7 protein-coding genes are annotated in these 6,115 nt (G+C 66.4%); 6 read left to right on the top strand and 1 reads right to left on the bottom strand.

The window, feature by feature from the left end; all coding sequences use genetic code 11:
• Window positions 1-31: 31 nt before the first annotated feature.
• Window positions 32-1,102 carry an ADP-ribosylglycohydrolase family protein gene (locus tag F0Q45_RS11030; protein WP_149653991.1) on the bottom strand — a complete coding sequence of 357 codons (1,071 nt, stop codon included), beginning with the start codon at window positions 1,100-1,102 and terminating at the stop codon, window positions 32-34.
• A 221-nt stretch (window positions 1,103-1,323) separates the two neighbouring features.
• Here F0Q45_RS11030 and F0Q45_RS11025 point away from each other — a divergent pair, with 221 nt between their 5' ends.
• The 6 genes from F0Q45_RS11025 (at window position 1,324) to F0Q45_RS11005 (ending at window position 6,089) form a co-directional block, all read left to right on the top strand.
• Window positions 1,324-2,370 carry an ImmA/IrrE family metallo-endopeptidase gene (locus F0Q45_RS11025; protein WP_149653990.1) on the top strand — a complete coding sequence of 349 codons (1,047 nt, stop codon included), beginning with the start codon at window positions 1,324-1,326 and terminating at the stop codon, window positions 2,368-2,370.
• Window positions 2,371-2,387: 17 nt separating this feature from the next.
• Window positions 2,388-2,540 (top strand): hypothetical protein, encoded by a 153-nt coding sequence (locus tag F0Q45_RS27610; protein ID WP_188112876.1) that lies wholly within the window; start codon window positions 2,388-2,390, stop codon window positions 2,538-2,540.
• A complete protein-coding gene (locus F0Q45_RS11020; RefSeq protein ID WP_149653989.1) occupies window positions 2,533-3,144 on the top strand; it encodes a hypothetical protein in 612 nt (203 codons plus the stop codon). The genes F0Q45_RS27610 and F0Q45_RS11020 overlap by 8 nt, the downstream gene beginning before the upstream one ends.
• Window positions 3,141-4,076, top strand: coding sequence for a hypothetical protein (locus tag F0Q45_RS11015; RefSeq protein ID WP_149653988.1), 936 nt, complete (start codon window positions 3,141-3,143; stop codon window positions 4,074-4,076). Before F0Q45_RS11020 ends, F0Q45_RS11015 begins: the two co-directional genes overlap by 4 nt.
• 280 nt (window positions 4,077-4,356) lie before the next feature.
• Window positions 4,357-4,650, top strand: coding sequence for a helix-turn-helix transcriptional regulator (locus F0Q45_RS11010; protein ID WP_149653987.1), 294 nt, complete (start codon window positions 4,357-4,359; stop codon window positions 4,648-4,650).
• Window positions 4,647-6,089, top strand: coding sequence for a HipA domain-containing protein (locus tag F0Q45_RS11005; protein ID WP_149653986.1), 1,443 nt, complete (start codon window positions 4,647-4,649; stop codon window positions 6,087-6,089). Before F0Q45_RS11010 ends, F0Q45_RS11005 begins: the two co-directional genes overlap by 4 nt.
• Window positions 6,090-6,115: the final 26 nt, after the last annotated feature.

The raw sequence follows: 6,115 nt of genomic DNA, 5'->3' as shown, positions 1-6,115 counted from the left end.
GAAACGTGGCGGGTGCTGGGGGACTTTGGTCTCAACCCGCGGCGAGGAAGCCAGCAGCTTCAGTTGGAGCGTTGCGCAGCGCCTTGGCGTACCGCGGCTCGAACCGCGGGGCCAGCTTCAGCCCGGCCCAGTACCGGTCTCCGGTGTGGGCGGCACCGATGACCGCGCCGGCGATGCTGGCGATCGAGTCGGAGTCACCGTTGCTGGTCGCTGCCCAGCCGAGCGCGTCTCGGCCGTTAAGGGGAGCGCGGCGGTGGCCGGGCGCGGTGGCCATGTCGGCGACCAGCAGCCCGACCGCGATCGCTGAGGCCGACTCCCATCCTTCCCCGATGCCGATGCAGGGATCGCCGTACTCCGCGGGGGTCAGCGTGGCGAGCTCCTGCTTGACGGTGTAGGCGTCCAGCAGCGCGTCGATGAGGACGTCGTTAGCTCCCGCGGCGAGCAGACCCGACACATCCGAGGCCATGGGGGAGAGCACCTGTGTCAGGAATTCGTCGCGCAGCCAAGGGCTTTCACCCGAAAGTATGGACATCGCGGCGCTGATCGCGTGTTCGAGGAATCGGCCGCGCAGCGCGTGAGCCGAACGGATGGCGCTGCCGAGCACGAGGGCAGAGGCGATCGCGCGGGGATGCTTGTGGGTGAGGACGGCCTGCAGCGCGGTAATGCCGCGCCAGACAGGATCCGGTGACAGCGCGGCAGGCGCCAGGCGCATCACAGCCCCGCAGCCAGGGCGGGCCAGGGCGCCGTCGGCGTCGTGCCAGTGCGCACCGCGGCGCAGCCGCGTCAGCGACCCCATGCAGGTGGCCCCGGGTGCGCGGTTGTTGTCACGGTCGACCTGCCACTCGAGGAACCGCGCGGTGATGGCCTTGGTGACGATGTCGATGTCATCGAGCTGGTTGGCGACGTCGACGAGGGCGTCGTGCAGAGCCAACGTCATCTGGGTGTCGTCGGAGACCTTCCAGACCTTCTTGGGCGCCGGCACGGGGTAAGCGGGCATGAGTGTGTATGCGCGGAACTCGACCTGGTAGCCCCACGCGTCACCTGCGGCCAAGCCGATCAGGGCGTTGCGGTAGCGGGCCTGGGTGGCAGTTCGTGTCGTCATCGTGTGTAACCCCACCTTCCGATATGCATATCACTATACACTATTGAGTACTTAACCATACATACAATCACGGGGGACCCGGAACGTCTCGCAGCCCTCGCGACGGAAACGGCCACCCTCACCGGTACTTCAGGGATAGAACACACACCAGCTCTTCTTGCCCGGGCTGGCGCTACGACAAATAGCGGTCCCCGCGTCCATGCCAGAAGGAGGTACCAACCATGTGCCGCGCCACGACCGACCCAGGAGGCCCGCGCCGCTGCTCCGGCGACACCCGAGCCGCCTACAGCCACTCAACGCACGCCGTCGAGGTCCTCGAAGAGGCCGAGTCAGTCCTCAAGGCCGCACTGACCGACACCGGTCACCCCGCCACCGCGACGGCCCCGGCCAAGCCTAAGACGGTCAGCTTCGCCGACAAGACCACTCGAGTCGAGGACATTCGCCGCGCAATCGACGACGCCATCGCCAACCTCAACACCGGCGAGCAATGGCAGGACTGGCTCCACTACGCCAGCCAGTTCCACCACTACTCCCTGCAGAACCAACTCTTGATCCGCATGCAGCGCCCCGACGCCACCTTCGTCGGGGGACTGAAGAAGGTCTGGAACAAGAAGTTCAACCGCTCGCTGGCCGCCGGGTCCAAGGCGATCTGGGTCAGAGCCCCCAAGATCGTCAAGAAGAAGAACGACGACGGCACCGACGAGGAGGTCCTCGTCGGGTGGCTTGACGTCCCGGTCTACGACGTCGCCGACACCACCGGTCCACCCGTACCCCAACGCCCCGAGGTGCCCTACACCCGCGAAACCGGCGTCGCCCCACCCGAGATGCACACCGAACTCGAAAAGCAGATCACCGCCCACGGCTACACCGTCGAGCGCGTTGAACTCCCCGAGGACGGACCCGAGGGCTACACCCAGGACCACCCCACAAAGAAGGTCGTCGTGAGCACCCGCCACAGCGACGCCCACCAGGCCATGGTGCTGGCCCATGAGCTGGCCCACATCCAGATGGGTCACATGGAACACCACCACGACTACCACAGCGGCCCGGGCGGGCAACGCCCGACGATGGAAGTCGAGGCCGAAAGCGTCGCCTATGTCATCGGCCGCCACTACGGGCTCAACCCCGGCGGCAGCGCTTTCGCCTACATCGACGGCTGGGCCAAAGGCGACAAGGAGAAAGTCCGTAAGACCGGTGAACGAGTCGTCAAGGCATGCAAGGCCATCATCGGCGCACTGCCACAAACCGCCCCAACCGTCATGACCTAAAAAGGGACAACAACAGCATGAACACCAACCCACGCTACGTCGAAATCGAAATCGAAGACCCCGACACCGGCGAACGACACACCTTCACCGCAACCACCGAAGCCGCCGCGACCGCGGCCGCCGAGAAGTTCTTCGGCGTCGACGAAGCCCAGGCGCGAGACAATGACTGACACCATGACCAACGAACTCACCCGCGAAGAGCTCCTCCGGGAACTCGACAAGGTGCAAGCCAAACTGGACAAGGCCCGCCGACGCCGTGACGCCGACGCCATCGCCTACGCCTCCACCCCCGACGGCGCCGCCGAAACCTTCCGCCGCTACGAACTTGCACGCGACGACCAAGAACGCACGACCCTCAAGACGACCTACCTGTCCGGGCTGGCCATGGCCGGCGAAGAATACGAAGAACGTCTCACCCGCGGCAACGCCGGCGACAACGACGGTCCCTTGGCCGTCATCCCAGCCGGCTCCTTCCGCGACCCCCTCGCTAAAGCCCTTGTCGAACAACGCATCATGGCCACTTTCCGCAACACCCCGGCATCGGTGGACACCAACACCGTCACCGTCACCCTCCTGCGACTGCTCCCCGACCAGCACACCCGCAAACGATTCCGCATCGATACCACCGCCGAACTCGGCGTCCTCACCGCAGATCTCGCCGACGTCATCGCCACCGCCTGGTCCAACCCGGCCACCCAGAAGCGCCTCCGCCACTTCCTCGAGGACGCAGCCGAAGCCATCGCTACCGCCATCCAGCAGCGAGACAACAGATGAGCACCGATCTCCTCTTCCAAGAACCAGGCATCGCCGAAACCCGCCAGGAACGCGCCCTACGACGAGCACAACAGCTGCACAACGCCGTCCAGACGGCCTTTGAAGTACTCGCCGAGATCTACCGCGACGAAGACTGGCGCTACATCAACGACACCGCCGGTCGCCCCTACACCGGCTTCACCGCCTTCGTCCAAGACCAACTCGGATGCGCCGCCTCCAACGCTCGCCGCTACCAGCAAGGCATCGTCGGACTCATCCTGCCCCTACAAGAACTCACCGCCCCCGCCGCACGCATCCCCGTCACCTCCTCAGACGTCGCCCGCCTCGGCATTACCGGGGCACGCGTGGTCATCGAAGAAGCTCCCGCCGCCCTGGAAGGCCTCACCGACCCCGACGCCCAAACCGGCGCACTACGCGCACTCATCGACTCCGTCACGCAGCGCTCCACCATCCCCGGGTTCGGCCCCCTGCGCGAATCGTTGACCCCACCGCCGGAATCACCGCTGGGCGCGCTCGTGCCCGCCGAAGTCCCCGATGACGACGTCGACGAGGCTCCGTCGGCGTCGGCCGCCACTGCTCACGGCTGGACCGAATCGGCTGACGTTCCACCGCCATCGCACCGGCCGGACATCTCAGACAAGCACGCCCCACTCACCGTCCATACCGCCGACCATCCACATGACCGTGACCCGATCAGCAGCCCCGCCGCGCCCACGGAACCCGACGCGGCGCCACACGATGGCCCGCAGACGGCCCGGACCGCGAAGGTGATGATCGACCTGGAGGCGGCGATCGCCGCGGTGATGTCCGCCGGCGACCCCACGGTGCTTGCCGAGCAACTATCCGGCCAGGGTGCAGCGCTGGCCCCGAAATGCTTTGCCTCGGGCCAGCGGCTCGTGCGGCTCGGGCAGCTCCTACGCAGTCTCACATAGGCCGCGCCAAGAAGGTGTCGGGATACCGCAACATCGCTGAGCTTGTTGCGATACGCTGCCAATCAACTGGTCAAAGGCCTTCCTGGGCCAGCAGAAAGCGGGCTGCACGCAATGCTTGGGTGCCGTTCGGGTGTGGCTGAAACGCTGTGGCCGGGCGAGCCCTGATCGGCAATCGCGCCTGGGCACCATGGAGCCCGGGGCTGGGCTGTGAGCTCGAGTCGCTGAAGGTGGATGTCACAATACCCTGTCACGACCGAGCTTGTTATGATATCATAACACCATGGCTAGTTTGGTGACGGAAACCCTCGCGCAGATCGGCGCACAACTCCGCCATGCCCGCCTCCAAGCCCACCTCACCCAGCAGGACGTGGCCCGCCGCGCCAACGTGTCCCGCCAGCTCGTCGGACGCATCGAAAATGGCTTCAACGCAGAGGCGAGCGCCTACATCGCAGTCGCCTCCGCGTTGGACTACAGGCTCACCGTGGCGCAGGAAGTGCCGCTCAATGACAACGAACTGGCCGCGCTGGATCTGATCAACAACCTCCAAGCGCCGCCCACCACCGGCCAGCCATGACCAACCTTGACCTCGCCGTGGTCCTCAACGGCCGACTCGCCGGCACCATCACCCACGACTTTGGCCGCCCACACTTCACTTACGCCGACGACTACGCCCGCGCCGCCGGCCGCCTCACCCCGCTGTCGCTGTCCATGCCGCTGCGGCCGGGCCACACCTACCGCCATCAGCAGACCGCCCCGTGGCTATCGGGACTACTCCCCGAAGACAACCGTGTCCTGGAAGGATGGGCCGCCCAGTACGGTGTCTCCGCGCGCAACACCTCCGCACTGCTGCGCCACCTCGGCCGTGACTGCGCCGGCGCCGTACAGCTGGCTCCGGCCAGCGACGTCGATGACGTCCTCGCCCAGACTGGCCACACCGAGCCCATCACCGAAACCGACCTCGGAACCCGGCTTCGGCTGCTCATCGACAACCCGGGCCGGTGGACCGCCGAGGGGGAGCGCTGGAGCCTGCCGGGCATGCAAGGCAAGTTCACCGCCGTGCGCACCAGTAGCGGATGGGCGACCGCGCACGGCAACGCGGCCAGCACGCACATCATCAAGCCGGGGATCACCCAGTTCAAAGCACAGGCCCTTAATGAACACCTGTGCCAGAAGGTACTGCCGACGATAGGCATCGCCGCCGCCCACACCGAGTACCACGAATTCGACGGGGTACCGGCGATCGTGGTCGCCCGCTACGACCGCGTCGAGCACAACGGCAAGATCCTGCGTCTACACCAAGAGGACATGTGCCAGGCGCTGTCGATGTGGCCGAACAAGAAGTACGCCAGTGACGGCGGCCCATCGGCTATCACTATCGCCAAGCTGCTGGCGGAACGCGCAACCCAGAACGATGTCGACCGATTCGCCGACATCGTTGTGGCCCAATACCTTTTGGGCGCCCCGGACGGTCACGCTAAGAACTACAGCGTGATCCTGGTCAGCAACCGCGTCACCCTTGCACCGATCTACGACGTAGCCAGCGTGCTTCCCTACAACCCCGACCCCAGCTCGAACCTGTCCCGGGTGGCGATGCCCATCGCCGGCCGCAGCCGCTTCGGGACGGTCGACCTCCACACCATCGCCAAGTTCGCCACCAAGGCCGGCACCGACCCCGACCGGCTCGTGGAACGCACCCGCGACATGACCGCCGCCCTGCCCGACGCGATCGCCGCTGCGGCCGCCGACGTCCCGACCGCCATCCTTGGCCCCCTGGCCACCAACTTGCAAGCCGGGGTCGCTCAGCAATGCGCCACAGTTGACCGCCCCCCGCGCACCGCGCCCCCTGGGCCCCTGGCCCCTGTCGAGGACTCGGATGACGACCAGCCCTCGCCAGAAGATCCCGCCGAGGACACAGGCGACGGTGTCCCCGTCGTGTCCTACACCCGCGGCAAGCATCAAGTCCGCACCCACATTCGCCGTCGCCCCGCTAAGCATCTCTCCGACGCGACCTGAACCCGACCCCGCCGAAAGCAATTGTG

Source organism: Mycobacterium simiae, from assembly GCF_008370645.1.
In the GTDB taxonomy this organism is placed as follows: Bacteria; Actinomycetota; Actinomycetes; order Mycobacteriales; family Mycobacteriaceae; genus Mycobacterium; species Mycobacterium simiae_A.
This window is presented reverse-complemented; position numbering and strand designations above follow the sequence as displayed.

Coding starts and splice junctions, on each gene's coding strand:
- F0Q45_RS11030 (WP_149653991.1), bottom strand. CDS start 1,102: ATGACGACACGAACTGCCACCCAGGCCCGCTACCGCAACGCCCTGATC.
- F0Q45_RS11025 (WP_149653990.1), top strand. CDS start 1,324: ATGTGCCGCGCCACGACCGACCCAGGAGGCCCGCGCCGCTGCTCCGGC.
- F0Q45_RS27610 (WP_188112876.1), top strand. CDS start 2,388: ATGAACACCAACCCACGCTACGTCGAAATCGAAATCGAAGACCCCGAC.
- F0Q45_RS11020 (WP_149653989.1), top strand. CDS start 2,533: ATGACTGACACCATGACCAACGAACTCACCCGCGAAGAGCTCCTCCGG.
- F0Q45_RS11015 (WP_149653988.1), top strand. CDS start 3,141: ATGAGCACCGATCTCCTCTTCCAAGAACCAGGCATCGCCGAAACCCGC.
- F0Q45_RS11010 (WP_149653987.1), top strand. CDS start 4,357: ATGGCTAGTTTGGTGACGGAAACCCTCGCGCAGATCGGCGCACAACTC.
- F0Q45_RS11005 (WP_149653986.1), top strand. CDS start 4,647: ATGACCAACCTTGACCTCGCCGTGGTCCTCAACGGCCGACTCGCCGGC.